This window comes from Methylobacterium sp. E-016 (genome assembly GCF_022829745.1).
GTDB lineage: Bacteria > Pseudomonadota > Alphaproteobacteria > Rhizobiales > Beijerinckiaceae > Methylobacterium.
In genome coordinates this window covers 1-24,329 of the sequence record NZ_JAKSYF010000173.1, presented here as the reverse complement: position 1 = coordinate 24,329, position 24,329 = coordinate 1, and the positions used below count along the sequence as shown (strand labels likewise).

General features: G+C 62.9%; 29 protein-coding genes and 1 pseudogene. 13 read left to right on the top strand and 17 right to left on the bottom strand.

The features are described from left to right. The first annotated feature begins 135 nt into the window (after window positions 1-135). Entirely contained in the window at window positions 136-483 is a 348-nt protein-coding gene (locus tag MKK68_RS26085) for a hypothetical protein (protein WP_244033395.1), read from the top strand. A gap of 43 nt (window positions 484-526) precedes the next feature. Then, window positions 527-1,441 carry an alpha/beta hydrolase family esterase gene (locus MKK68_RS26080; protein ID WP_244033394.1) on the top strand — a complete coding sequence of 305 codons (915 nt, stop codon included), beginning with the start codon at window positions 527-529 and terminating at the stop codon, window positions 1,439-1,441. A 543-nt stretch (window positions 1,442-1,984) separates the two neighbouring features. Here the strand turns inward: MKK68_RS26080 and MKK68_RS26075 are convergent. The 6 genes from MKK68_RS26075 to MKK68_RS26050 all read right to left on the bottom strand — a co-directional run bounded on the left by MKK68_RS26075 (window position 1,985) and on the right by MKK68_RS26050 (window position 9,061). Next, the gene (locus tag MKK68_RS26075) at window positions 1,985-2,479 is read right to left on the bottom strand and encodes a cupin domain-containing protein (RefSeq protein ID WP_244033393.1); all 495 of its coding nucleotides are present in this window, start codon (window positions 2,477-2,479) and stop codon (window positions 1,985-1,987) included. Between the two features lie 372 nt (window positions 2,480-2,851). Further along, window positions 2,852-4,032, bottom strand: a protein-coding gene (locus tag MKK68_RS26070) for an IS3 family transposase (RefSeq protein WP_244033392.1) whose coding sequence is annotated in 2 segments (ribosomal slippage) — window positions 2,852-3,771 and window positions 3,771-4,032 — 1,182 coding nt in all. Because the reading frame shifts where the segments join, the coding sequence is not laid out codon by codon here. Between the two features lie 158 nt (window positions 4,033-4,190). Then, on the bottom strand, window positions 4,191-6,167 hold the full coding sequence (locus MKK68_RS26065; RefSeq protein ID WP_244033391.1) for a DUF4214 domain-containing protein: 1,977 nt from the start codon (window positions 6,165-6,167) through the stop codon (window positions 4,191-4,193). Between the two features lie 420 nt (window positions 6,168-6,587). Next, window positions 6,588-7,559 carry a hypothetical protein gene (locus MKK68_RS26060; RefSeq protein WP_244033390.1) on the bottom strand — a complete coding sequence of 324 codons (972 nt, stop codon included), beginning with the start codon at window positions 7,557-7,559 and terminating at the stop codon, window positions 6,588-6,590. A gap of 9 nt (window positions 7,560-7,568) precedes the next feature. After that, window positions 7,569-8,114 carry a DUF6932 family protein gene (locus tag MKK68_RS26055; RefSeq protein WP_244033389.1) on the bottom strand — a complete coding sequence of 182 codons (546 nt, stop codon included), beginning with the start codon at window positions 8,112-8,114 and terminating at the stop codon, window positions 7,569-7,571. Between the two features lie 134 nt (window positions 8,115-8,248). Next, complete coding sequence (locus MKK68_RS26050; protein ID WP_244033388.1) at window positions 8,249-9,061, bottom strand: helix-turn-helix domain-containing protein; 813 nt, start codon at window positions 9,059-9,061, stop codon at window positions 8,249-8,251. 521 nt (window positions 9,062-9,582) lie between these two features. Between MKK68_RS26050 and MKK68_RS26045 the strand changes: the two genes are divergently transcribed. From MKK68_RS26045 to rmf, 4 genes are all read left to right on the top strand, one after another. Further along, window positions 9,583-9,837, top strand: coding sequence for a hypothetical protein (locus MKK68_RS26045; RefSeq protein WP_244033387.1), 255 nt, complete (start codon window positions 9,583-9,585; stop codon window positions 9,835-9,837). Between the two features lie 66 nt (window positions 9,838-9,903). Further along, on the top strand, window positions 9,904-10,221 hold the full coding sequence (locus MKK68_RS26040) for an HU family DNA-binding protein (protein WP_244033386.1): 318 nt from the start codon (window positions 9,904-9,906) through the stop codon (window positions 10,219-10,221). A 37-nt stretch (window positions 10,222-10,258) separates the two neighbouring features. Beyond that, window positions 10,259-10,891: a chemotaxis protein CheB gene (locus tag MKK68_RS26035; protein WP_244033385.1), complete on the top strand. Its 633-nt coding sequence runs from the start codon at window positions 10,259-10,261 to the stop codon at window positions 10,889-10,891. 155 nt (window positions 10,892-11,046) lie between these two features. After that, window positions 11,047-11,229 carry a ribosome modulation factor gene (rmf, locus tag MKK68_RS26030; protein ID WP_244033384.1) on the top strand — a complete coding sequence of 61 codons (183 nt, stop codon included), beginning with the start codon at window positions 11,047-11,049 and terminating at the stop codon, window positions 11,227-11,229. Window positions 11,230-11,525: 296 nt separating this feature from the next. On the opposite strand, the gene MKK68_RS26025 is transcribed toward rmf, so the two are convergent. From MKK68_RS26025 to MKK68_RS26010, 4 genes are all read right to left on the bottom strand, one after another. Next, a complete protein-coding gene (locus tag MKK68_RS26025; RefSeq protein WP_244033383.1) occupies window positions 11,526-11,891 on the bottom strand; it encodes a hypothetical protein in 366 nt (121 codons plus the stop codon). 44 nt (window positions 11,892-11,935) lie between these two features. After that, window positions 11,936-12,148 carry a hypothetical protein gene (locus MKK68_RS26020; protein ID WP_244033382.1) on the bottom strand — a complete coding sequence of 71 codons (213 nt, stop codon included), beginning with the start codon at window positions 12,146-12,148 and terminating at the stop codon, window positions 11,936-11,938. 273 nt (window positions 12,149-12,421) lie between these two features. Beyond that, window positions 12,422-12,634 (bottom strand): hypothetical protein, encoded by a 213-nt coding sequence (locus MKK68_RS26015; protein WP_244033381.1) that lies wholly within the window; start codon window positions 12,632-12,634, stop codon window positions 12,422-12,424. Further along, a complete protein-coding gene (locus MKK68_RS26010) occupies window positions 12,631-12,849 on the bottom strand; it encodes a transcriptional regulator (protein WP_244033380.1) in 219 nt (72 codons plus the stop codon). Before MKK68_RS26010 ends, MKK68_RS26015 begins: the two co-directional genes overlap by 4 nt. Before the next feature lie 163 nt (window positions 12,850-13,012). Here MKK68_RS26010 and MKK68_RS26005 point away from each other — a divergent pair, with 163 nt between their 5' ends. The 5 genes from MKK68_RS26005 to MKK68_RS25985 all read left to right on the top strand — a co-directional run bounded on the left by MKK68_RS26005 (window position 13,013) and on the right by MKK68_RS25985 (window position 15,203). Beyond that, on the top strand, window positions 13,013-13,333 hold the full coding sequence (locus tag MKK68_RS26005; RefSeq protein ID WP_244033379.1) for a hypothetical protein: 321 nt from the start codon (window positions 13,013-13,015) through the stop codon (window positions 13,331-13,333). 10 nt (window positions 13,334-13,343) lie between these two features. Then, window positions 13,344-13,544, top strand: coding sequence for a hypothetical protein (locus MKK68_RS26000; RefSeq protein WP_244033378.1), 201 nt, complete (start codon window positions 13,344-13,346; stop codon window positions 13,542-13,544). After that, window positions 13,544-13,957, top strand: coding sequence for a penicillin-binding protein (locus MKK68_RS25995; RefSeq protein ID WP_244033377.1), 414 nt, complete (start codon window positions 13,544-13,546; stop codon window positions 13,955-13,957). Before MKK68_RS26000 ends, MKK68_RS25995 begins: the two co-directional genes overlap by 1 nt. Before the next feature lie 68 nt (window positions 13,958-14,025). Further along, window positions 14,026-14,484, top strand: a complete 459-nt coding sequence (locus tag MKK68_RS25990) for a hypothetical protein (RefSeq protein ID WP_244033376.1) — start codon at window positions 14,026-14,028, stop codon at window positions 14,482-14,484. Further along, entirely contained in the window at window positions 14,481-15,203 is a 723-nt protein-coding gene (locus MKK68_RS25985) for a hypothetical protein (protein WP_244033375.1), read from the top strand. The genes MKK68_RS25990 and MKK68_RS25985 overlap by 4 nt, the downstream gene beginning before the upstream one ends. Before the next feature lie 6 nt (window positions 15,204-15,209). Here MKK68_RS25985 and MKK68_RS25980 read toward each other — a convergent pair whose 3' ends face one another. The 6 genes from MKK68_RS25980 to MKK68_RS25955 all read right to left on the bottom strand — a co-directional run bounded on the left by MKK68_RS25980 (window position 15,210) and on the right by MKK68_RS25955 (window position 21,462). Then, window positions 15,210-15,455: a hypothetical protein gene (locus tag MKK68_RS25980; RefSeq protein WP_244033374.1), complete on the bottom strand. Its 246-nt coding sequence runs from the start codon at window positions 15,453-15,455 to the stop codon at window positions 15,210-15,212. 205 nt (window positions 15,456-15,660) lie between these two features. Beyond that, entirely contained in the window at window positions 15,661-15,819 is a 159-nt protein-coding gene (locus MKK68_RS25975; RefSeq protein WP_244033373.1) for a hypothetical protein, read from the bottom strand. A gap of 155 nt (window positions 15,820-15,974) precedes the next feature. Continuing rightward, window positions 15,975-16,586, bottom strand: a complete 612-nt coding sequence (locus MKK68_RS25970; protein WP_244033372.1) for a PilZ domain-containing protein — start codon at window positions 16,584-16,586, stop codon at window positions 15,975-15,977. Beyond that, window positions 16,583-19,105, bottom strand: coding sequence for an EAL domain-containing protein (locus tag MKK68_RS25965; RefSeq protein WP_244033371.1), 2,523 nt, complete (start codon window positions 19,103-19,105; stop codon window positions 16,583-16,585). The genes MKK68_RS25970 and MKK68_RS25965 overlap by 4 nt, the downstream gene beginning before the upstream one ends. Before the next feature lie 128 nt (window positions 19,106-19,233). After that, window positions 19,234-19,707, bottom strand: a complete 474-nt coding sequence (locus MKK68_RS25960; protein WP_244033370.1) for a PilZ domain-containing protein — start codon at window positions 19,705-19,707, stop codon at window positions 19,234-19,236. Between the two features lie 1,122 nt (window positions 19,708-20,829). Next, complete coding sequence (locus tag MKK68_RS25955) at window positions 20,830-21,462, bottom strand: ParA family protein (RefSeq protein WP_244033369.1); 633 nt, start codon at window positions 21,460-21,462, stop codon at window positions 20,830-20,832. 260 nt (window positions 21,463-21,722) lie between these two features. Between MKK68_RS25955 and MKK68_RS25950 the strand changes: the two genes are divergently transcribed. Both MKK68_RS25950 and MKK68_RS25945 read left to right on the top strand, forming a co-directional pair. Next, window positions 21,723-22,688: a site-specific integrase gene (locus MKK68_RS25950; RefSeq protein WP_244033368.1), complete on the top strand. Its 966-nt coding sequence runs from the start codon at window positions 21,723-21,725 to the stop codon at window positions 22,686-22,688. 118 nt (window positions 22,689-22,806) lie between these two features. After that, window positions 22,807-23,145, top strand: a complete 339-nt coding sequence (locus MKK68_RS25945) for a hypothetical protein (RefSeq protein WP_244033367.1) — start codon at window positions 22,807-22,809, stop codon at window positions 23,143-23,145. A 925-nt stretch (window positions 23,146-24,070) separates the two neighbouring features. Here the strand turns inward: MKK68_RS25945 and MKK68_RS25940 are convergent. Continuing rightward, window positions 24,071-24,329, bottom strand: a pseudogene (locus tag MKK68_RS25940) (GGDEF domain-containing protein); the annotation flags it as partial.

Below are 24,329 nucleotides of genomic sequence, written 5' to 3'. Positions count from 1 at the left end.
TGTGTTGCAGTGCAACATTCGTCGCTGGCTCGTGTTGGATAGATGCTACCCTCGCATCGCCGCGTGAGGGACGGCATCCCGATCGTCCGCTCGTCGTGCGGGTCCGGAGGTGCTGCCATCCTCCGGAGAGACATCATGATGCGCCTGATTGCCACCGCTGTTCTTGCGACCCTACCGCTTCCCGCCCTCGCATCGTCCTGCGCCGCGCAAATCAGCACCATCGAGCGTCGCCTTGACAGCGCTGGAGCAGTTCAAGTCGCCGGCCTTCGGCCGGGCCACGAGCTTCGAGCGGGCTCACCACGGGGCCTGACCACCGTCCGAAGCGGCTCTCCGAGCGATCCCGAAACGGTCTCGACCGCCGACCACATCGCCGCCGCGCGGACCCTCATCGTCCGGGCGTCCGCCGAGGACCGAGGCGGCGACAAGCGCTCATGCGAGAATACGATGACCGAGGCAAAGGGCATGATCGGCGCCCTGCCGTAGCTCACATTCCGCTCCGTACAGGGCCATCCTTGAAAGCATCCCTATGACAGAGCGTCCCGGACCCGCGGCGATTAAATTGGCGGAGCGCTCTATCGACCGGCCCGGCGCCTTGGCACGTCGGTACGGCAACCAAGCCGGCAGCCGCGCCTACGACCTGTTTGTCCCGTCGGGTTCCGGAAGCGGTCCCCGTCCGCTCGTGGTGATGCTCCACGGCTGCTCGCAGACCGCGCGCGACTTCGCCATCGGAACCCGGATGGACCGGCTGGCCGAGGAGCAGGGCGTCATCGTGGCCTATCCCGATCAGCCCCGGTCGGCCAACATGCTCAAGAGCTGGAACTGGTTCAGGGACAGCGACCAGCACCGCGGGAGGGGCGAGCCGTCCATCCTCGCCGGGCTAACCCGACGGATCATGGAGGACCTCGACGTGGACCCGGCAAGGGTCTACGTCGCGGGCCTGTCCTCGGGCGGGGCAGCGGCCGCAGTAATGGGCCAAACCTACCCGGACATCTATGCCGCCGTCGGCATCCATTCTGGACTCGCCAGCGGGGCCGCCGGGTCGATGGCGGCAGCCCTCTCGACGATGCGCCGGGGCGCCGTGCGTCAACCGTTGCGGACAGCGCATCCGGTCCCGACCATCGTGTTCCATGGGGACCGCGACACGACCGTCGCATCGATCAACGGGGACCAGGCCATAGCGCAATCGCGACCGGGGACGGAACTAACTGGCACCACCACCGAGGGGCGTTCCGCAGCCGGGAGGTCGTTCACGCGGACCGTCCTGGCAGAGACCTATGGAGCCTGGTCATCGGAGCAATGGCTCCTGCACGGTGCCGGCCATGCCTGGGCCGGAGGCCACCCATCCGGGTCACACACCGATCCCCAGGGCCCCGATGCGAGTCGGGAGATACTGCGCTTCTTCATGTCTAACACGATGGGTGCGCGACTGCATATGACCTGACGAGCGGCACAGATCGGCTCCGCAGTGATGTCTCCGAGTGGCCAAGGACTGGTGACGTCGAGGGCGCGCCGACGATTGTCGACGTGACCTGCCCGTTTTGGGTGCGACGCGCTCGCTCTCGTGCAACGGGCAGTTATCCTCCCGCCGCCCCGAACCGAAGTCGGTTGAGCACCGACAAACGACCACTTCGGAGAAGCGCCCAGGGCGGTCCGGACGTTTCAATTGAAGCGTGAACGGGCGCGGCGTCAACGTCTGCTCACGTACGTTGCCGTCCGAAAGCGGACCGGCGGAAATCCACCCCGCTCGGCCGTTGGAACCACTGTTAGCCCATTTCCAAAGCGGACCGGCAGGAATTCACCCTGAGTAGACGATATCAGGGTAGCGCAGATGGGCGGGAGGATGGGGCGCAGATTTCCAGTTTGCTCAAATTCCTCGATGTGGCTGACCAGCAGTGCTTACTCGACACGACAGAGGGGCCGTTACAGGCACGGTGTCCGGTATGGCAGGCACCTTGGATGAGGCGTTTGGTACGAGGGATCAGATTTACTGAACCGACTTGCTCGGGTCATCGGCGGGGTTGATGTAGTTCAGCCCGAAGGGCCCAGAGCCATTCACCTGAAGCTCTACCGGCTGCTCGGTGGTCCAGAGCGAATGCGGCATGTCCTTGGGCAGGAACACGAACCCGCCCGCGCGCAGCTCCTTGCCTTTCGCCTTGTCGATGGTCCCACCGTGCTCGTGATAGATCGATCCCGAGAGGATTGTCAGCGTCTCGGCTTCGGAATGAGTATGGGGCGAGATCACCGTGTTGGCGGGAAACTTCACCCGCAGGACAAAGGGGCCGGGCTTACTCGGATCGCCCGAGACCATGCTGATTTGCGTGCCCTTCGGTAGGTTCGTCGGTCCCGGTTGATAGGTCGCGCTCGCGGCATCCGGCAGGGTAACCGCGCCGTGCGTTCCATGGTCCTGCGCGAAACCTACGCCCGTGTTGGCGATCATGACAGCGAGACCGGTGGCGATGGTCCGAAGGCGTTTGGTCATGGATCGTTCCCCCGCCCGTCTGCGACAGGCTCGATGACCAGTTAGCGTACAATCAAGCTTTGGCCACTCTGGCGGTGTTGGGGCTTCTGTCTCGCTCTCCCCGCAACGCCCCCTACAGGCGTTCAGCCGAGTTACGCGAGCGATCCAACCGCTGCCTGGGCCGGGCGCGGTGCGCTGAAGTGACATTTCGAAGTTGCAGTTGTTGTAAGTATCGGGATCGGGTGCGACGGCGATGTCTGCTTTATCGCTTATCCGCTCGAAAGCGGTCAGGCAGAAATCCACCCAACCCGGTCGTTGACCTCTGCCTTAACAGGCTGGGCGCGGACCTTCCGAGGGTCTGATCGGCCCCCAGACGGTGGTCCAAGGGTGGAGTTAGTGCGCGGTAGGCCGTTCTGCCACGGGTAGCTTGGCCGGCGGAGCTGGTCGGGCGAGCGCAGCCGGCCAAGCGGAGAACGCTGGCACGAACACCTCCGGTGCCGGGGGCCGGTATCCCAGCGAGGCATGTGGGCGCACAGTGTTGTAGTGACGCCTCCAGCTTTCGATCACGATCTGCGCCTCCTTGAGTGTGTAGAAGATCTCACCATTCAGGAGTTCGTCGCGCAGACGCGCGTTGAAGCTCTCGACGTACCCATTCTCCCAGGGTGAGCCTGGCGTGATGTAAGCGGTTTTGCTGCCGACCGCGGTGATCCAGGCTTGCACAGCCTTCGCGACGAACTCAGGCCCATTATCCGAACGAATATGGCCCGGTACGCCACGCAGGATGAACAGGTCCGAGAGCACGTCGATAACGTCGATCCCCTTGAGCTTGCGTGCGACCCGGATCGCCAGGCATTCGTGCGTGAACTCATCGACCACGTTGAGCATCCGGATCTTGCGCCCATCGTGCGTGCGGGCCTCGACGAAGTCGTACGACCATACGTGATTGCGGTGTTCCGGGCGAAGACGAACACAGGAGCCGTCGTTGTCCCAGATCCGCCCCCGCTTGGGCTGCTTGGCCGGCACCTTCAGCCCCTCACGCCGCCAGATCCGCTCGACGCGCTTGTCGTTGACCGACCACCCGGCCGCCTTCAGCAACGCGCTGATCTTGCGGTAGCCGTAGCGCCCGTACTTCTCGGCCAACGCCACAAGATCGGCCGTCAGCGCCTCTTCGTCGTCTCGGCCCCGCGGTACCTTGCGCTGCGTCGAGCGATGCTGTCCGAGCGCCCGACAGGCGCGGCGCTCGGAGACGGTCATCGTCCGCATAATGTGCTCGACACAGGCGCGCCGGCGCGCGGGGCTCAAAAGTTTCCCCGGGACGCCTCCTGCAGGATCAGCTTGTCGAGGGTGAGATCCGCAATCGCCTTTCGAAGCCGCTGGTCCTCGGTCTCCAGGTCCTTCATCCGACGAACCTGATCCGACTTCAGGCCGCCAAACTCACGCCGCCACCGGTAGTATGTCACTGAGCTCACGCCGAGCGCGCGGATTGCATCGGCCACGCTCTGGCCCTGTGAGATCAGCACATCCGCCTGCCGCAACTTGGCGACGATCTCCTCGGGCTTCGGGTGCTTTGCCATCTCGTCCGTCCTCCAGGCTCAAAAGCCATACCAAAGGGCGGACCACTTCAATGGGGGCGGACCACTTGACGAACTAAAGAGGAGCCCGCCATGCGAACACGGCGAGCTCCCCAGACTACGCGGCCGTTGCGGCCGTTAGAGCGCAGCTGTTGCGTCAGTCAGAGTACGAAGTTGCCGTTCTGCGTATTGGTAAATTGGGTCGCGTCCACGCCCACCAGCTTGATAAGGCCATCGCCCACACCGAAAGTACCAGCGTTGGCGCCGTCAATCATCACGTACGCGTTGGAGCCATAGCTAAAAACGACGTCGCTACCATTGGCGATGGCGGCCGCTCCCTGCACGGCAGCGAAGAGGGAGGAAGAACTCTTGAGGGTATCAAGCTGACTCGACGTCAAGCTTTTGCCTGCACCATTCAAGTTCAACACATCTTGGGACGTACTGAAGTCGGTCACGACGATTAGGCTGTTTTGAAATCCGGTAGCGTTAGCGGTGGCAACATTTGCCACCGCGCCCAGCTGTATCGTGTCTTTTCCGATCCCCAGCGTCAAGTTGGATTGCGACGCAGTACCAGAAGCACCTGCAACACTTGTTACAATTACAGTATCGTTGCCAGCGCCCATATCGACTGTGAGCGCCTTGTTCTGTTGGATCTGAAATGCAAACGTATCTCTGCCGGAGCCGCCTACGACACCAGTCAGAGTAGAACCCAAGCCAGTCAGATTGGAAGTCTCGTTGCCAGACGTTTCAGAAAAGTCGAGCGTGGTGAGGTGGGAACCAGTAACAGTAATATTACCGCTGCTGCTGAGCCCCACTTTTAACGTGGTGGCATTAGTGCCAGCATTGATCGTCAGCGCTCCAGCGCCCGCTACGGCGCCCGTTACGGTCTCGACGCCAGTATTGCTTGCGGCAAAGGTAATCGCTGAGCCAGATGCAACCCCGTCCAAAGCGACATTCAGCGCTTGGCTGGTTGTTGTGCCATTCACAGCCACGGTCGCGGCCACAGCTGTTCCTGCCACTCCCGTGCTTCGAAAGCCTGCAGTTACTCCTTCAGCGATGGTGACATTGGCGAAGGTGCCGCCACCTGCCGCATTATCGGTTTGCCAAAGCTGCTGGATGCCCATGTAATTAGCCGAGTCCAGCAACGATGTACCAAATAAGTTGGAGTCATCGGTGTGAATTAGGTTGACAATTTCAACATTCGTTACGCTCGTGTTGACCGGAACTGTTCCGGGGGTCGAAAGATTGCCGCTGAGCGTGATATTGAATATGTCGAGGCCTGCGGCACCATCCACTGTGTCGCCATCGTTGAACGTTGAAACCCCACCCGTTGCGCTAACGATGCCGTTGATCGTATCGGCGCCAGCACCGCCTGCGACCGCTTCGGCTGCCGTGGTCGTTAGCTCGAGCGTCTGCGAAGCAGGCGTAGGCGTAGGCGTAGGTGCAGGCGCAGGTGCAGGCGCAGGTGCAGGTGCAGGCGTGGGCGTGGGCGTGGGCGTGGGCGTGGGTGTCGGATTGACGGGCGGAGAGGCTCCACCTTCGCTTCCTCCGGTGGGGCTATATGCCGGCAGCAAAGCACCCTGATAAGTCGCGCTGTCTGTGGCCGCGTACGTCAGGAAAGTGCTCACCGCCGAGCTCGAACGGGCGATGAACTCGTCCGACTGCGCAAAAGCGTAAAGTAATTGCCCTCGTGTCGTGTAGCCGGTCGCCCCTGTGACATAGTCGTTGATCTCCGCGTCTGATCCGACCCGCCCAAGCACGTTCTGGTAGAGCGCCTTGACAAAGGTCGCGTCGATCGCCTCGCTGGCGCCATAGCGGTTCACAAACTCCTGAGAGACAGTGAATTGCTGGGCCAGGGCTTGGTAGGTTTGGGCGGTGGGCTGATAGGCGTGCAGGTAGTCGCTCGCGTTATCGAGGCCGGCTTTATCGGGCACGCGGCCGAAGGCGGCTTGATAAAAGCGGATCACGGGGTCGACGGTTAGATGAGCCTCGGCCGAAGTGGCAATGCCGGCATAGAGGGCGCCTTCGAAGCCCGGATTAGCTTGCGAAGCAGTCACGTAGGCGTTGAGTTCAACCTGCGAGGGCGCACGGCCGAGAATATTTTGAAAGGCAGTTTGAATATCAGTGGCGTTGGCCATGGCGCGAACACTCTCGATTTTTAAACGCTATGCGGATTTCCGGCGGGGTACCACCTGGTGGATTTAAATCCCCATAGTAAATAAAAGCTTAACGGCTCCATGGACCTTGCATGAAGATGAGGCACCTGTCTTCAATCGTCCAGGGATGCGTCTTCCCCATAGGCCAAGAGCATTGCCCCTATCACCTTCGCGAATTTCACCCGCCCGGCTCACGCCGCGGCGGGTTTCTTCGTCTTAGAGCGCCTAACGAAACCGTCGGTTGGCGCGTTGGTGGCCTATGGCGAAGTTCCTCGTTCCCGGCGATCTCTGGGCAGTGATCGCGCTGCTGCTGCCTCCGGCGCGCGTGCGTCGAGAGGTAGGCGGCATAGCGCCTTCCCGCCCAATACGAACCCATCCGAGATGCCGAACACCCGCCTGCAGCTATTTCCCTGGGGCAGGCTCCACTGCAAGCGGTACACCCGGAGGCGCATCATCCACGGAGACCAGCGTGTAAGAGGCTCGGGTTTCACCGTTTCGCATTGCAGTCTGACGGACCTTGAGCCGCGTCAACCGCACGCTCCCGGCGATCCCCTCCCTGATATTGCCAGAGGGCGTTACCAAGGTATCGAAGCACTCGCGAGAGATCGGTCCTCTCTTGGTCGGTTCGCCGCGCTGATCGTGTAGCTCGAACCTCCGGGCGTCCGGCAGAAGGTACAGAATACCAATGAAATTCTCGAACCCTTCCTGGACCTCAAGGTTGTCAGTTCTTACGCGGGCGCGGGAGACCTCATCGCGGCTAATTGTGAAGTCCCGCTCTCCCTCAACGATCCGCACGGCCGCGCCTTGTTCATCCAAGAACGCGAAGAACGTTTTGACAGAGTCGAGAACCTTCGGGTCCTGCGCGTCCGTAGCCTCGTTGAATTCGGCCTGGGCGCCCTTTGCTGCGCTGTAGATGATGCCGATCGCATCATCGAGCGCCGGCTTGAGGCTTGGGCTTTCCTCGACCTCGCTCTCGGCTTCCTCCAACACGAAGCCAAACGATCCGCGGACCACATCCTTGATGATGAGCTGCGAGCGGTCACGGTGGCGCAGCCGACCCGCGCGGCCCACCGGCCCACTGTCAGCCGCATAGCGCGTCGAAACCACCGCCTGGAAGCTGCCGAGAGCTTTTGTGCTGAAGTCAGCCGTGATGCCGCGGGAGCCAATGACGGGGCGGCCGGAGAAGAACAGGCCGACCTCGGCCAGCGGTTCCTCAACGGCTCCTAGGTCATGGATTTGCCGTTCCAGCATTTCGCGGCGGCGACGGAACTGGAAATGACCGATCGGGTCGCGCTGCGGCGAGCGCCGTGCGAGCAAGCCGGTAACGGCGGCCAGATCGGCGCGGAGAGCTTCAAGCTCCAATCGCTTAGCCATGCTCTGCCCTCACAGCATAGCTCGCGCAGCGGCATCGTCCGACGCGAGCGAGACTTTTAGCATACCTTTCCAGAGATGACTATTTCGTTGATGGGAAAACAAACCGGACCAATAAGATGTAGCATCTACAATGAAATCAGCCTCAATGCCAAAATCGACATAATAGGCGTCCGTCTTGAACCGTTGCTTCGCTTCATATGGGTCGAACACTTGCGGGTTTCCCTGGAAGAAGGCGTCCCACTGTGCGTTGTCGGCAATGTGGCGGTAGGCAAATGTCACGATATCCACATCGCCTGGTGGCCTGTTGCGGATAATTTCGACGTTTTCACAGAAACTTCCCGCAATCCACTGAAAGCCTTGCACGATGCCGAGGCGGCGCAGCTCCTCGCGGTAGTCCAGTAGCCCCTCTAGGATTTCCGCCCGCTCAGCTGTGATCCCAAATCGTCCGACCACTTCCGTCATGCTCGCCTCATAGGGCGACATACCGTCAGGGTCGGTTGCGTCAGCCCCCACGAAGGGCGGAATGACCAGCGACAGATTGAAGTGCGGGATCACGATCGGGGCCTCGCGCCCACCTTCCACATACGCACGCCTCGATCCCCCCATGTCTGCGGCACAACCTACGCGATGCTACCCCATACGGGTCATCCGTCGCTCCGTCGTTCGTCGAAACAGCCGGTGGCGCGCTGTCACTGCATAGCTCGCCCGGTTCTACCGTCCATGCAGTTTTGCAGTGGGGCTCCGTCGAAGAGGTCGCCCGCCGCCTGTCGGCAGCCCTTTTGAGTGTTCTGAGCCACTGAATTCACAAAGTATGGAACATTAGTATGCGTGCGCTTCGCTGATTTGCACCCACCCCCCTGTGCCGAAGGGGGGTGGTGATCTGCCATCCCCTTTTGCTCAAGCGTGAGCGAAAGCCCGCCAAGGGGGTCGCGAAACACTACCCCCTTCCGCGCCAGCCGCAGCCAGGCCGTCCACTCGGCCGACACGATGCGGACCACGTTGGTGTCATTGCGGAAGCCGGTCACGCGCCGCTCCTCGACCGTCACCAACCCGAGCTTACGCGCCTCGCGGATCGCATTGCGTACGGTCGTCTCGGCCACGCCGACGATGGCCGCGAGATGCCCGACTGCGAGCCGGCAATCGCCCCGCCGGGCAGTTTCGGCCGCGACGAGCGAGAGCACCGCCTGCTCGGCTAGGGTGAACCGTGCCGCAAGCCCCGGAGGAAGCCGTCCAGAAGCCGCCCAGCGGCGACGGCGGGCCATCGAGGCATCGGTGCGCGGTCGGGAGCCAGCGCCCGTCCTGGGGGCATCTGTGGAACGCTGGTGCAACTCCGTGGGACGCTCGGTCAATTGCCGGGCTTCGATTAGCCCGGACAACGCCTCAGCCTCAGCCTCCGACAGGTGTCCCTCTCCGAACGCTTTCCACAGGGCGGACGCGACAGCCGGCAACGCGGCGCGCGGAGCCGTCTCCGCCTGCCTGCGGATCTCATAGGCGTAGTTCATCAGTCACAGCCCTGCTCGGGCCACGTCAAAGCAGGGGGCTCGGCGTGAACCGTCCCCGGCAAAAGGCAAAGCGCCATCGTCTCGGGAAATGATCCCGATTGACTCCCGGCGGGAGCTATGATGTCTGGGGGGCAGCAATTGCGGTCCCCGGACCTCATCGATTTCGACGGCCTCATTCCTGCCAGGGAGTGGGGCCGTTGGCGTTTTGGGCTTAGGTCTTTCTCGCGGCCTTGATCCCTTGTTCCAGCCGGCTCACGACTCGCCAAAGGGCGCGCAGAGGCCGGACTTGGCATGTCGGCCGGCGGGCACGGCTAAGTCAACGGCAGGCAGCCTGGATCTTCAGGAAGCGTTTACCTCCCCGGCGTCCTTTCGCGCTCCACAGGCGCTGGAGGACGGCAGGCCAATGAACACTCAGCCCGACAAGCCGTTACCCCAACCAATCATCGAGCCGTGGCGCATTGCCGTGCTCGTGTTGATCCTCGGTGGTGCCATGCTGTTTGTCCACGCAGTCGTTCCAGTTGGTGCCTAATCCCACCACAAGCCGACTGCTCAGCTTTCCATCCTTCACCGACTGGCCGAGCGAGGAGCAGAGACTGCTGGCAGACCTCGACAAGCTGCGTTCGGACGCCCTCTCGGACATAGGGCTCTCAGAATTCGTCACGCGCTGGCGCTGGATCGTGGGGGAGCCTCCAGCTGTCATGTTGGAGAACCGATCGGAAATGATCCGCATCCTGGTTCAGAGCATGCCGATTGCCTCATCCACTTTGATGCTCTGAGGGTTGGAGCCTCAATTTCCGGGCGGCAGGTTGCTGCCCGGCGCTTCATGCCCCTATGCCGCCGCCATGATCCGGTCCGACCTCGTTCTCCGCCTCGCCGCCCTGAACCCGCATGTCTACGAGAAAGACTGCGTGGCGCTGGTTGATGCCATCCTCGACCGCATCGCAGACGCGCTGGTAGCCGGCGATCGGGTGGAGATCCGTGGGTTCGGCTCGTTCTCGGTGAAGGAGCAGCGTGCCCGGCAGGGGCACAACCCGAAAACGGGGCCCCGGATCGTGGTGCCGGCCAAGACCGCGCTTGCCTTCAAGGCCGGCAAGGAGATGCGGGATCGGGTGAACCCCGAGGTAGCCCTGGGATGCATAGGCCAGCAGTTCTTAGGCTGAGGCTGAACCAACTTGGGGTGGCGCGATTGATGGGGACATGGGACCCATCGTCGTTATCGCTGCCTCCGCTGGGGGGCTTACCCCGATCAAACAGATCGTGGCCGCGCTACCGGCATCCTGCTCGGCCTCGGTGTTCATCGCTTGGCACACCGGCAGCCATCCCAGCATCGTTCCAGAAATCCTGAGCATGACGAGCCGCCTGCCCGTGGGACACGGGGAGGATGGCCAGCATATTGAGGCTGGCCGCGTCTACGTCGCCCCTCCCGACAAGCACATGTACCTGGATCACGGCGTGATCCGCCTCGATCACGGAGCGAAGGTCCACTTCACCCGTCCTGCAGCGGACCCGTTGTTCGTGTCAGCCGCAAAGGCCTACCGCGAACGCGTCATTGGCATTGACCTCAGCGGCTATGGCGGAGACGGCGCGGACGGCTTGGCCACCGTTAAGGCGCGCGGTGGCTTGGCCCTTGTCCAGGATCCCGAGGAGGCGGAGCAGCCCTCAATGCCCTGGGCAGCACTCATGGCTGATCATCCTGACGCGAGCCTGCCGGTCGCAGAGATCGCCTCTCGCGTGGCTGCGTTGTGTTGCAAAGGCGAGGCAGACCCGCCACCCCGATCTGATCACGGGGTAGCGGGTGCGTCGTCTATCTTACCAGCGAACCGGTCCTGAGCCCAGCTTAGGGGCAAGATACCCCAACGATTTATCGCGGCGTCAACGATCCACCACCGGTCAGTCCCAGGACAAATTTTCTCGCTTCTTATGCCGCGGGATCGTGTTCGTTTCGGCGTGGTTACATCCACAGATCACAGCGCGGAGTCGTCGCCATGGCCCAGACCCGGCATCTGAATTCTCATTCTGACCCAGTCGAAGAAGGCGCGCAGGCCCGTATCCATGGCAGGCCGAAGGATGCTTGTCCCTATCCTCACAATAGCGAAGAGCGCGCTTCCTGGTTGGAGGGCTATGACGGCACGCCCCGCGATAATGCTTCTGATTGGCATCTGGGATGAGCGTGTTGGTGATCGTCAAAAAGCTTGAAAAATCATGATTTTAGAAGCTCAAGCCGCGCAACATCCCGATGCGGTTGCAGGTAGAGCGCTACTGACGGCCAGGTTGAGACGCTTGTCCCCTGCCGAGCGCAACGCATTCTATACGGCAGTTCGTACCTGCTTCGCATCGCATGCACTGGCGGCTGCTAACGAAAATAGGGAGGTCGACCGAGCCTTGATGTGAAGCACGCTCTCACACTGGTGTGGCTGCGAGTGGGCGATTGTGCTTGAGGTCTGTGTCGTTGCCGACGGGGGCACTACGCCTGCGTACCCACTCGATGTGATCCGCCCAGGCTGATCCCCTTCGACGAGATGGAGCGCGTACTGAACGACGCTGCCGTGTAGGGTTTGCGCGACAGGTCGTGGAGCGCATCTCCAACGAGGCCCGGTGCGCGTTGTAGAGTGCGCCTTTCGCAAGTCGCAGCGATGCGAATGCCAAGTTCGTGGGTGTGGCTGCGGCCGTAGAGGTAGACCGCCAGCCGCGCGCGGGTGGCTTCGGGAATGCCTTCCAACAAGCTGGGCAGCGTCTCGGCTTCAGCACCTATGAGCCGCCCCAGCACCTCTATGGCGACCGGGCAGTCAGCCGTGGGATCATCGACGCTGATCGGGTACGCTCGGTTCACGACGGCACCTGCTGGCTGGACGCGAGCACGGTGGTGGCAGGTGGTTAATGAAGGGTGTCACGGATCAGCAATGCCGCTCGGCCCGCATCAGTGATCGCCCACTCCCTCGAACCGTCCGCGAAAGTGGCCCCGATCGGCTCGACGAAACCCATCCTCATCAGCCCAGGGATTTCCTGATCCCCCTTCGCATAGCGGCGTGGTCCGCGCGCCAGCAGCGTCAGCCGGTAATGCTGGCTCGGCCGCAGCTTACCTTTCATCCTGTCCAGCCCTCACGGCGCCTTCCGCTCTTAGAACCGGGTACCAGCCCGTTCTCCGCCGTCGGGGATGAATTCACGGTCACCGGTCATGACTTGAGATCCGCTACTGCGACGACGGCTGCAGCCACAAACGCTGCAACGGCACAATCCTCGAACGCGTATTCCAGGCCTGCCATCTCAAGCAGCCGAACCGAGGTGATGAGTACGACAGCCACTGCGATCCCTACCAATCGGCTCATGACGCGGTTCATCCGATCTGCTCGGCATGCTGCATCAGTCGGCTCCCCGCTTCGCCCCGTGAACGATCTGCTGCAGCAGCGAAGGAAGCGGAAGACCGTACTCATCCAGGAGGAAGGCCGCGCTGAGCAGCGTCCGGATGTGCTGGTCCGGGACCGGCCGACTCATGATCTGCGCGTCCAGCACCTGGTCGGCGAGAAGGCCAGCTAGGCGTGAGACTTCGGACAGGCGGTCAGGCGCTGCGGTCACGGTTTCCGCTCCCGCATTCGAACCCCGGCACCGCCTCCATTCTCGGGAATGAACTCGACCCCCGCGGCTTCGAACGCCTTCCGTATCGCGGCCAAGTTGTCGGTAATCGACTTTGGCACGCCGTCGGTCTCTTCCATGCGCTTAATGGTGGTGCCAGAGACCCCGGAAGCCTCCTGAAGATCCTTGACCGACCATCGCAGGTAGCCGCGAGCCATCCGCATTTGCGCTCCGGTGAGCATTCTTTAGCCCCTTCTCGGTCCAAATTATACCGCGCACGGTCCATTATGGGTTGACAGGCCCGCTGAGGTGTCTAATTTATACCATGCGCAGTCCAAAAGGAAGTGCGCACGGTTCAATTAGACCCGCAGGCCCGCCCCGATGCGCTACGCCAACCTCATCCCCGCCTCGCACATTGCCCGCAGCGCCGACGCCCGCCTGACCGCAGACGCCCGCCGCGCCGTCATCACCGCGAAGGCCGCCATCGTTGCCGCCACCGAGAGCGCCAAGCGCTTCGACCGCACCGAGGCCCTGGTTCGCCGCGACGGCACCTTTGATCGCTCCGCCATCATGCGCGCCGCCATCCGCACCGCACAGGCCCGCATGGAAGTGACTGGTGACGCCTGGGGCGTGTGCATGTCCTACGCGCTCAAGGGCACCTGGGCTGCCGCGAAGGCTTCCCGCCCCTACCGCGCGCACTGAGGCCGGACCGATGGCCGCCGACCTGATCCGCTCCCCTGCCGTCCGCCTGCTGCACGCCCGGCAGGATCACGCGATCTGCCTCCGCCTCGCGGCCTCCTACCGCCACCGCATCGCGGCCGGCGAGACCGACCAGCGCGAGGCCCATGCCTGGGCGCTCGGCAACGCCCGCCGCCTCCGCCTCATCGCCGCCGAACTGAGCGGGGCGAACTGATGGCTGCCGACCTCTCTCGCCGTGGCGTCCTCGGCGCCTTCCTCGTTCTCGTAGCCTCGCGGGTGCCGGCCATGGCCTCCGACCGTGTGCTGCCGGCGATCCGCTGGGCCGAGAAAGCCGATGCTGCCTATTCCGCCTCGGGCCGTGTTGCTGCGGATCTCGCTGCCGCCGGCCTGCCGATGCCCGCCGGTTGGCGTGCCTACCGCGCTTCCCTGGCCCATGTCCGCCGGCTGGCCCGCCTCGACCTCTACGCCCTGACGCCGACCACGCCCGAGACCGCCGAGGCGCTGGTCGCCTACCACACCGCCCGCGGCGAACGTGCCGGTAGCGCAGGCGCCCGCCGAGCCGCCCGCCGCCGGCTCCGCAAGGTGTTCGCCCGGCCGGGTGCCGTGCTGCCGCCCCGGCCGACCTGATCGGCGCCTAAACGGGACCCACCCCCTCCAACTTCCGCACCCACCCCGAGCCCTCTGGAGCCCCAGCTATGGCAACGACCCTGCACACTTCGAACCCACAGACCGGCCCCGTTACCCGCGCCATCGCGGCGATGCGCAACGACGAGCCCGTCCCGCCCCGCCGCGGCTTCCTGCGTGGCCTGCTCTCGCTGCCCCTGATCGGTGGCGGCGTCACGCTGATCGGTAGCCCGTCTGCAGTGGCCGAGCCGCTGACTTTGCCCCTGATGAGGCGCTACGTCGCCTTCCTCGCTCGCGAGCACGGTCACGCCCATGACGAGCTGCTCGGCATGCTGAGCCCGGAAGAGCGGTACTACAGTGGGTACTACAGCCCCCTCTCGGCCCCGATCGCCCCGCTGGCCGACAAGATGCTTAGCCACTGGCCGATGGATGCCAGGGCCGATGCCATGGTTACGAATGCCCCACCCTCGACGCGGGCGGCCCTGATCCTCAGTACGATCGGCGCGAATTGGCGGGAGGGCGGCCGATGAACGGTCCCTCATCCCGTCGCGGCTTCCTGCGCGGCCTCACCTCGCTCTCGGCCAGTTCGATCGTGCTCGCGGCTCCAGCCGTTCTTGCGGCGGCACCAAGCCCCGACGCCGACCTGATCTGGCTCGGTGCCGACCTGGACAAGGCCCTGGCCGGTTTCCTGACGCTGTGCGAGCGCAAGGCCGAGCGTGTTGCTCAGTTCGAGACGATCAAGCCGGAAATCCCGCCCGAGATCGTTCGTCCGCGCATCACTGGCCCGGCAGGGTGGTACTTCCATGGGGAGGCACCACCCAACGTGGACGGCGAGCCCTGCCACAGGCAGTTCGACCATCGCGTGATGATCCTGTGGCCATGGGAGGCCGTGCAGAACACCGAGCGGTACCACGACGGGCGCACCCGCATCTGCAAGCACCATCGGCGCCTTCGGACCTCCTGCGAGGCCTACCATGCCGCCCATCTTGCGGCGCGCGACGCGGCTGGTATCCCGATTGTCGAGGATGCCCGGTTCCATGCCGGCCGCGATGTCATGCAGATCGCCTTCGACATCGCCGCGATGGAAGCTGCCACGATCCCCGGCCTGGCAGTCAAGGGTCGGGCCGGGCTCGCCATGCAGCAGGTCTGGAGCAGCGATCGTGGAGGCAGCTCGATCGATCCCTCTTACAGGAAGCTGCTGCAGAACCTCGTGGCACTTGGGGGCAATGAGTCAAAGGAGGAGGCTTGATCCCGTTCAGATCCCGTCGTCTTGCAGCCGGTGGAGCAACAGACAGCCGGTCCTTTGCTCCACCGGGCCGTGCTCGTAGCACCGCCTCCTCTCACGCAAGCTGCAGCCCGCAATCTGATAGAGGCGGTGGTACAGACCGTCGTCAACACAGCTGACAACCTGCTCGCCATCCTCGACCGCATGGACGGGGATGCAGAGGCCGAGGACGGCGGAAACGCTGAACACGCCCTCGCCGCTCTTGAGAACCATCACGGCAGTTAGATCGTGTGGCTGCGTGGGAATGATGCTGACCGGGAGGCAGAGGCACCTGAGCTTGTCGTGCCCGAGGTGGCCGCTCCACACCCGGTTGTTATGCTCGCGGCTCTGCCCTGGCGCGGCTCTGGTAACGTCGTGGCGGCGGCCGGAGTAGCGCTGCGTGAGATGGTGGCGGGGCAATGAGATAAGCGTGCCCCGCCCCTCAACGAAACAGCGGTAGACCAGCGCCGAGCAGACACAGGCCGCCGACGATCAGGCAGCCGCCCATGCTCTCAAAGGCGGCCTGCCGCGTAGGTCGACGCGGGGCAACGCCGGCAATGGTCGCTCCCGAGACGAGACACATCAGGCTCAGAACGAACATCTCTCGCACCTCCAGAGTCCACGCGGGTCACCCTCAGCAAGAACGAGTCGCGCTAGGATGTGTGATGCTCTCGCCTTCGGACTGCCGCTTGCAGCCCACACCATCGGTCGAGCGTGGTGCTGATGTCGCGACTGAAGACGCAGGCCCCCTCGAAGCTAGAGCCGGATGCTCGTGTTGAACGTGCCCTCGCTGAACGGCAGCCTGAACTTGACCGCAATTACCGTATCCATGACTCGCACCACGCTTGCGTAGCGCTTCCCCACCGTCACGGACGCTCCGACTTCCGCAGTGGCGGCAAACGGCAATCGGATTTTTGCCCCGGTCCTCGATACGTCGAGGATCAATCCATGGAGACCGCGCTCCTCGGGCAAGCTTACGATCACATCGCGGTACTCGGGTACGATCCGTAGCGCTGCCCGTTGTTCGGCCGTCCATGCAGCTCGGGACGTATGCCACGCCAACCGTACGGTGATGCGCGCTCGGCGTTCAGCACTAAGAGTTGGATGTAGGGTGAACCCCTCCGTGTCCGTTATACCAATCCGGCCGGGCAAGGCTCCGAGTTTATCGAGGTAGCATACCGCGGCATCAAGGGGGCGACCGGGCGCTGGCGTCTGGATTGCAACCGCGTCGAGGTCGTCGATCCGCGCTTGGCAGAAGTACTCTGGTCCGCCCTCAACCATCACGCGACCTGATAGGATCAGAGCGTCGACTGCATCTGTGTTCTCGGTCGATCGAACGACCGTTGCGTTGTTACCCAAGCTACTCATGCCGCCACCAGCGCGTGCGGCAGCTGCAGGTACGCCAGCGCCTCATCGGCAGGGAGCGGTCTGCTGAACAGGAAGCCTTGTACCTCGTGGCACCCCTCCCGGCGAACCAAGTCGAGCTGCTCGGCAGTCTCTACCCCTTCGGCGACGATGCCCATGCCTAGGCGCTCGCCGAGGCCAACCACCGCCCGCACGATCGCAGCTGCATCCGGATCGGCGATGTCGCGGATGAATGCGCGGTCGATCTTCAGCTTGTCGAAGGGGAAGCGGCGCAGGTAGCTCAGGGACGAGTAGCCGGTGCCGAAGTCGTCGAGCGCGATACGCACGCCCATGTCGCGGAGCCGGTGCAGGCAAGCGAGAGCCGTGTCGGCGTCCTGCATCAGTACGCTCTCGGTCACCTCCAGCTTCAGCCGATCCGACGGTAGCCTGCTAACGGCCAACGCGGTCAGGACCGCTTCCTCCAAGCCGTCGCGTCGCAGTTGCACCGCAGAGACGTTGACTGCGACGCGAACGTGCGCCGGCCAGTTCATCGCCTCCTGGCACGCCTCCTGCAGCGCCCAGGCGCCGAGCGGCACGATCAGTCCGGTCTCCTCGGCCACCGGGATGAATACGCCGGGTGAGATCTCCCCCCGGGTCGGATGGCGCCAACGCATTAGAGCCTCGAAGCTGACCACCGCACCGGTCGCAGCTTCCACCACCGGTTGGTAGACGAGACGGAACTCGCCGCGCCGGATCGCATCCCTCATATCGAGGCCGAGTTGGCCGTGCGTGGCGATGCGGGCGCCCGCTTCGGCACAGAACTCGCGGTATGTGTTCCGGCCTGCCGCCTTGGCCTCGTACAGCGCGATGTCGGCACGCTTGAACAGCTCGTCGGAACCGACGTCACCATCGATGCAGACCGTGAACCCGATGCTGACGCCGATCTCGACCCTGTGTCCATCCAGGTCGATCGGCTCGCTCACCGCCGCGATCAGACGGTTGGCGATGGCATTGGCGGAACACGGCTCGGCGAGATGCGGAACGACGATCGCGAACTCGTCGCCACCCAGCCGAGCGACGGTGTCGTAGGATCGCACGACCGCCCTCATCCGCTCGGCCACAACGCGCAGCAGGGCATCGCCCGCCGGGTGGCCGAAGCTGTCGTTGACCGCCTTGAACCGGTCGAGATCGCAGGCCAGCACGGCGAAGGGAGCGTGGTTGCGGGCGGCGTAGCCGAGCGCTTGGTTCAGGCGGTCGTGGAGCAGCGCCCGGTTGGGTAAGCCGGTGAGTGCGTCGTGCAGCGCCATGTGCCGCATCCGCTCCTCCGTCTCGCGGTGGGCCGTGACGTCGCGCAAAGCGGCGACGTACCCCGTTGTACGACCGTCGTTCGGGTCGAGCATCAAGCTTAGCGATGCTTCGATCCAGACGTAGTGCCCGTCCGCATGGCGGTGGCGCACGCGGCAGGTCCTGGGCGGCTCTTCGTCCCCGAGCTTGGACCAGTGATCGGCGAAAACGTCTCGATCGTCGGGGTGAAGGTGCTCGACCGGGTCACGCCCGACGAGTTCCTCCGGCTCGTAGCCGAGCACGGTTCGGGCGGCCGGGGACACGTAGATGGGGAACTTGTCCAAACCGCCGAGAACGAACACGTCCGCAACGTTGTCAGCAAGCAGCCGGATCTGCTTGTCGGCGACCTGACGCCGTTCGGTCTCACGGGCCAGAAGCAGGAGGGCGCTGACAAGGACCACTGCGAGCCCGCCGCCCAAGATCCCCTGAGTCAGGGCCAGGCGGCGCCACGGGGCAAGTACCTCGTCTTTCGATAGAGATGCCGCCACGTAGAGCGGGTAGCCCTCTACGAAACCGTGCGCGATGACGCGCTCGTTCCCGCTGGTGAGGCCGGTCGCCCAGAACGGTCTGGTATCGCCTGTAACGGCATGGTGGCGGTAGTTGTCCGAGGCAGCGAAGTTTCTGCCTACGGTTTCGGGGGCGTCCGGCGAGCGCACCAACAGGGTGCCGTCGGCCCGCCACAGGCTGAGGATCGCGCCGGGTTCGTTGTCGACGGCGTCGTAGACGGCCTGGAACGACGCGATGTCGAGCATGGCCTGGACGATGCCGATGAATGCGCCGTCCGGCGCGATCAGGCGGCGGGCGATCGGCAGCATGGGCTTGCCGTTGGAACTCCCGGGGATCGGACGACCGATGACCAAACCGTCATCGATCTGTCCACGCAGTGTCTGGAAATAGTCCCGATCGTGCACGTCGCGGGATCGGACCGGAAAGGCGGCGGCCTCGGACACCGCGCGGCCATCGCGGTCTGTGACAACGATGTTGTTGAGGTCGTGCGATCGAGCAAGCTGCTCACGCAAGGCGATGTACATCGCCTCGGATCCCAGATCACGAGCATGAAGTGCGACGAGGGAGGCAACGATACGCAGGTGTTCGTCGGTAATCTCGATGGTACGGGCAGCATGGTGCTTCAGAGTGAGGGCGGTGTTGCCGACCTCACGCTCAGCGTCGATGAATTCGAGAAAGCGATGCGTCAACAATGTGTGTGCTAGGAACGCGGGTATTACCAGGCCAACTGCGAACGCCGCCACACGTAAGCGCCGGGCATGACCGCTGGCACCGGGCGTACGCCGCGCCAAGATTGGCAACATTCGGAGTCGGAACTTGATCATAGCCGGATCCGCTCGTCGAAGTTGTCCGCAGGGAATGGTTCGACGAACTGAACGGCGACGCCGCCCTCGATCGCCCGCACGACGGTGGCTAAGCGAGATCCGATGCGGACGAGCGCGCCGACGAACAGCCCGGGATTGGGCTGCAACGTGATCTTGGCACCGGACATCGAGATGTTGAGGATCGTCCCCGCCAAGACAACGGTCTCGGCAAGTCGAACTTCGACGGAACGATGGAATGGGACGAGACGGGGTGCTCGACGCAGCTGAGCGGATCGGTCAGCCTGGACGATGTGCCATTCCAGACGCGCGGCGACTCTCTCGCGATGGCTGCGCTTGACCATGAAGTCGACAACGAAGCCCGCGGGTCGGACCTCCGCTACCTTGCCGACTAAAATACCAACGCCGTCGAGAACACAAACGACGACTTCACCCAACGTGGCTTTGGCTTCGACGAAGATCTCGCCCTGCAAGGGCGATGAAAGAACGGCTGTGCAGGAGACCTCATCGCCGCTGGCAAGTAGCACACGTCCGAGCAGTGGCTCCGGGGCCGACAGCCCCTGCGCGCTATGGGATTGTGCGCGACCTTGTGGGTCCGAGGTGTCGTTCCTCGACCGCATACCGAGCATCGCTAAAACCGTCATTTGATGAGAATAGAATGTGAACTTAGTTGGTCAGCATTTAAGGATGCCTGCCACAACCCAAGATCAAGCATCCTAATTATGTTTTAAACAAATATTAACAGGAACGACCTAATGATGACAATGGCGCGAATTCAAGAATGTCGGTCTTGTACTTTAGGCTATGGGCTATTTTTAGCCGTCTAATTGGGGGGGTGGGGGGCATCTGTCTGGCTCTGCGGCTGGCTTCAATTTACCGAAAGCCATCCATTTCGTCAGACCCCGTTACACTTTTTCGGTCGTACCCTTTCTACTCATGACCATCCACAAGCTACAGCCCCAGGTCGTCGCCTGGCTGCTCAACGTTCCGGCCGATCGTGCGCAGGGCTTTGGCTGCTTCGTGGAAGGGATTGTTTGTCATTCTCGATCTCATGCCGGCTTGGGGCCGGCGCGAGAAGACAGGCCATAACCGACGCTCGCCGGGTGGCCGCACTATCGCAACACGCCCAGCTTGCACACCTGACTGCTAGGCGGCCGATCCATGCTGAATAAGTGCTTTTTTGACACCACAAAATAGTTATTTAGCCGCCATAACGCGGTCAATGCAGTGCTATTGCCACCCCTTCGTCGTAGGTTTTCCAATGACGTGATCAATCCCCTCCAGGATGAGGGAGTGGATTGAGCGGCCCCGGTCTTCGGCAATGCGGGCAAGCGCGGCGTGCCGGGCGTCGTCAAGGTAAACGGTCTGCCGGGCAGCGACTGCGCGACGGCCCTTGGGCCTGCCTATCGGCTTTGCGCCTGCGATCTGCGCTCCGTCAATCGCTTCAGCGGGGGGCGTCTCGGGCAGGGGGGCTGTCTCAGTGACAGGCGCGTGCTCCGGTGCTGTGACAACCTCGTCTTCCTCCTGATCGGCTTCACGAGCTGCTGCGGCGGCCGCTTTGAGAGCGAGGGCTTGGGAGGCGTTCGGGCGGCGGCTCATAGGGTTTCCCCGAGACGGACCATGACGGCATCGGCAAGCGCCGAGAACTCTGCGCCAGACGGCGTGTCGTGCGGTACGGACTCGCCCGTCGCTAGACTGTCGGCCACGATGGCGCGATAGGAGATCGCCGAGGCCACGGGCTCGGTTAGGGCTGCCAAGGTTGTAACGACGTCACGCCCTGCCCCGGTTCGTCGGTCGATGCGGCTTGGGACGATCAGGATATCGGGCCGGTCGCGCTTGGCCGCCTTTCGATGTCGGCGGATCGTGCCGACCGTCTCGGCAGCGCCGCGCACGTCCAACACGGTCGAGCCGGCCGGGACCAGCACGAGGTCGGACACGGCGATGGTGGCCCCGAACGCCGCGCCCATCGAACCCGGTGCGTCGATCAACACGAAGTCGGTCCCCTGTGTGCGCACCGTCCTGACCCAGGCCGAGACTGCGGCGTCGCCGGCCTCCTCAAGAAGATGAGCCGTCACCTTGAAGGGAAGTTGCCCGTCTTCGGCGATCGAGGCGGCATGTGCGGCCGGGTCCGCATCGAGGACGGTCACGGTGTGCCCGCGGCGGTGTAGCTCGGCCGCCAGATTGAGCGCCGTCGTTGTCTTGCCGACGCCGCCCTTGCTCTGCGCCAACCCTACGATCCTCACCATTGCGGCGTCACCTTCTCATCAACGTGGTGGCACAAAACCACCAAAATGGCGTCATATTTCCATTTTCTGACTACCTACTGACGATCGCTGACAATTTCGCGGGAGCGTCGAGGGATGCCGTTTCGGACCGCCGCAGTCGCCACGCTTTCGTGGTGTGGTGATAGCGGTACGATGGAATGATGCTCGCACGACCATAGCCGGCGTGATAGTGTCTGAGAAGGACAGTTATCGGACACGATGTCATGTCGGCGCTGAAATCTTACGATCCAAGCCCGCGCACCGACGTGCCAATCGTCGCCGGCCTCTCGGATCAGGCACGGGCATTCCAGCGCGCTGGCAAGGCCAAGAGCACGCAGCGGGCCTATGCCAGCGACATCCGCCTGTTCTCGGCGTGGTGCTTGAAGCTCGGGTTTCAGGCGATGCCGGCGTCGCCGCTCGCCGTGCTCGAATTCCTCACGCACGAGGCGACTGCGGGAGCGAAGGCATCGACCATCGGCCGGCGGCTCGCCGCGATCCGGTACGCGCACAAGCTCGCGGGCCTGTCGGATCCGACCGACGACGAGGGTCTACGAGAAGGCTTGCGCGGTATCCGGCGAGAGGTCGGCACGCGCCCGACCCAGAAGGCAGCGGCCACCGCCGACATCATGGCTGCGATCCTAATGCGGACGCCAGACACCCTAACGGGTAAGCGCGATCGGGCGTTGCTGGCGCTCGGGTTCGCTGGCGCCTTCCGCCGATCAGAAATAGTCGCCCTGGACGTGGCCGACCTCCGCGAAGACCCCGAGGGCATGCGCGTCTTAGTACGGCGGTCCAAGGTCGATCAGGAAGGGCAGGGGTTCGAGAAGGCCATCCCGACCGGGCGGTTCATCCGTCCCGTCGCCATGGTGCGAGAATGGCTTGATGCTGCTGGGATCACCGCAGGGGCGCTGTTCCGGCCAGTCAACAAAGCTGGGCGTGTCGAAGCTGGCAGGCTCGGCGACAAGACCGTGGAGCGCATCATCAAACGGTACTGCACCGCGGCTGGGCTCGATGCCTCGACGTTCGGGGCGCACTCGCTGCGGGCCGGCTATATCACATCGGCGGCCGAGCGCGGCGCCGACCTCGCCCGCATCATGGACCAGTCGGGACACCGCGATCCGCGCACGGTCGTCGGCTACATTCGCCGGGCGAACGCCTTCAAGGGGCACTCGGGGAGCGGGTTTCTGTAATCCGTACCCACCAAGCAAAACGCATCCAGCAGGCTTCTGATTTTGGCGATGGTATTGCCGTGCGGATATCGCTTGTTCAGCAAAAACCGTTCAAGCCCCTGACCCAGGGGAGACTGCCGTGTACCGACAAATTACCGTTGCTCTTATCGCCTCGCTCGGTCTGGCCGCCTGCCAGACCACTACGCCTAGCCCACAGCAGACAACCGTGTTTCAAGAGGACATCGCACGCCTCAAGGCTGAGCGTGACGCAGGGCGCATCTCGTATACGGAATGGGCGGAGCGCACCGGCGCTGCGGTACGGGCAAACGTCACGCTCAGCCCAAATCAGGAAGCAGCAATCGCCTACCGGACGCAGCTTGCCCAGCGGGTGGACGCTGGCGAAATGACACCTCGGCAGTTCGAACGGGAAAGTGCACGTACCTTGGAGCGTGTGAAATCCGGCAAACGGGGCATCTAGCGTAGCTGCTTGGACAAACATTTCGTTGATCATCCATTTAGCCGAACGCGATTATAATTCTCGCTACGCAGTTGGTTAATTGCTGATCTGCATCCAGAGGCCTCTACAATGATCCAATAGGCTTCTCACGAGGTAAGCCCACTTGGGTCAAACCAAGTCCTCGTGCCAATCGTAATAAGATCTCGATTGGGACATCGCGATTTTCTCCTCGCTCAATCCCCTCAATGATGCTTTGCTCGACTCCAAATAACCGTGCTGCATCAGACAAAGCTAAGCCCATTCTAGTGCGTGCTAATCCTGAATTAATGGATAGGTTCTCAAAAAGCCTCAATCGATTATCTGCCATCTGTTCCATGCAAACTGCATGTCTCCCCTGCAAACCATTGTGCTTACGAAGTGACGCGATAGCGTGGAAAGCTCGCCAACATCAACACCTAGGGTTGAACTCCTGGGTTGCATTACACGCAGAGGTCACATGGGCGAAACAAGTCAGACACCGATCAAGTCGAACAACTTCCTAGAAATATGTAATTTCTGCGCAGAGAAGGGTAGATGTTCGAGATATTCATTCCAAAACTTCCGAATGGTAACAATTTGTTAACTTTCCAAAATTATAATCATAGGTCGAACTGCTACGGTTGCCTATGATAATCCGATCGCCCTTCGCCCTGCTTGGACGCTGGACCCACTCGGCGCGCTCGCTAACGGCATTCAATCTCGCCTGCGTTGCCGGTCTCTGCAGCGTGTCCGCCGTAATGCTTTGGGACATGCGAGAGGATGCGACCCGCCGGACAGAGATCACCTCCCGTAGCCTGCTGCAGGTGCTGGAGCGCGATATCGCCCGCAATATCGAGCTCTATGGCCTATCGTTACAGGCGGTGGTCGACGGTATGAAGCGAACGGGCGAGGCCTGTGCACAGCGCGTTCACTTCATACCTTCGACAACCGCCTGTAACGATAGGCAATAGAGCTCGATATTGCGGGCGATATCGAGCTCGAGCACCTGCAGCAGGCTATGGGAGGTGAGCGCTGTCCGGCGGGTCGCCTCCTCTCGCATGTCCCAAAGCATTACGGCGGACACGCTGCAGAGACCGGCAACGCAGGAGAGATTGAATGCCGTTAGCGAGCGCGCCGAGTGGGTCCAGCGTCCAAGCAGGGCGAAGGGCGATCGGATTATCATAGGC